The organism is Desertihabitans aurantiacus (genome assembly GCF_003344635.1).
In the GTDB taxonomy this organism is placed as follows: Bacteria; Actinomycetota; Actinomycetes; order Propionibacteriales; family Propionibacteriaceae; genus Desertihabitans; species Desertihabitans aurantiacus.
Window position 1 is genome coordinate 1 of sequence record NZ_QPKK01000508.1, and the last position, 1,184, is coordinate 1,184.

The following is a 1,184-nucleotide window of genomic DNA, read 5'->3' on the forward strand; positions in this document are numbered from 1 at the left end:
TGCCGGTCTCTGCGCCGGGCGGCCGCGTGCCGGGCCCGGATGCGGACGTGCGCCGCCAGGTGACCCCGGCGGCGCACGTCACTCTAGTGCTCGGATCAGACCCCGGCCTCGAAGCGGACGAAGCGGCTGACGCTCACGCCGCCGGCCTCGAGCACCTGGCCGACCGACTTCTTGTCGTCGGAGACGTAGGGCTGGTCGAGCAGCACGACGTCCTTGAAGAAGCCGTTCACGCGGCCCTCGATGATGCGCGGCAGCGCCTTCTCGGGCTTGCCCTCCTCGCGCGCGGTGGCCTCGGCGATGCGCTGCTCGTTGGCGACGACCTCGGCCGGCACCTCCTCGCGGCTGACGTAGCTGGGGCGCATGGCGGCCACCTGCATGGCGACCGAGCGGACCAGCGTCTCGTCCTCACCGGTGTACTCCACCAGCACACCCACCTGCGGCGGCAGGTCGGAGGCGCGGCGGTGCAGGTAGACCGAGGCGGTGCCGTCGAAGTAGGCGGCGGCCGCGAGCTCGAGCTTCTCACCGATCTTGGCGGCCAGCGCGCTGATCGCCTCGGCGACCGTCTGGCCGCTGCTGAGGGTGAGCGCGTTGACCGCGTCCAGGTCGCCGGCCTTGGCCTGGTCGGCGGCGGCGGCGATCTCGTCGGCCAGCGCGACGAACTCGTCGTTCTTGGCCACGAAGTCGGTCTCGGCGCCGAGCTGGACCAGGGCGTTGCCGGAGCTGGCGACGAGCCCGTTGCTGGCCTCACGCTCCGAACCGCGCTTGGCGGCCTTGGCCTGGCCGGAGACGCGGAGCACCTCCACCGCCTTGTCGAAGTCGCCGTCGGCCTCGGTCAGGGCCTTCTTGGCGTCCATCATCCCGGCGCCGGTGGCGTCGCGGAGCTTCTTCACGTCCGATGCAGCGAACGATGCCATTGTTCCTCTTCTCGTGGGCCTGCTCGAGGCAGGCGTCGGGGACGGTCGGGCGTGCGGGAGCCGAGCGCGCCCGCACGCCGGGTGGTCAGCTGTTCGAGATGGACCCGCTGCCGGCCTCGCCGGTCTCGGCACCGGTGGCCGCGTCGGTGGCCGGGGCCTCCTCGGCGTCGGCGGCGGTCGCCTCGACGTCGGTCGCCGGCACGTCGGCGGACGGGTCGGACGCCTCGGCGGCGGCGGTCGCCTCGGCCGCGGGGGCCTCGGTGGCGGCCA

At 73.5% G+C, this 1,184-nt stretch carries 2 protein-coding genes; both read right to left on the reverse strand.

Features of this window, described 5'->3' with window-relative positions; translation table 11 throughout:
* Positions 1-95: 95 nt before the first annotated feature.
* Positions 96-914, reverse strand: a complete 819-nt coding sequence (tsf, locus tag DVA66_RS20565; RefSeq protein WP_114561591.1) for a translation elongation factor Ts — start codon at positions 912-914, stop codon at positions 96-98.
* Positions 915-999: 85 nt separating this feature from the next.
* Positions 1,000-1,184: hypothetical protein (locus DVA66_RS20570; RefSeq protein WP_198672016.1), on the reverse strand; the 185-nt coding region annotated here is incomplete at its 5' end.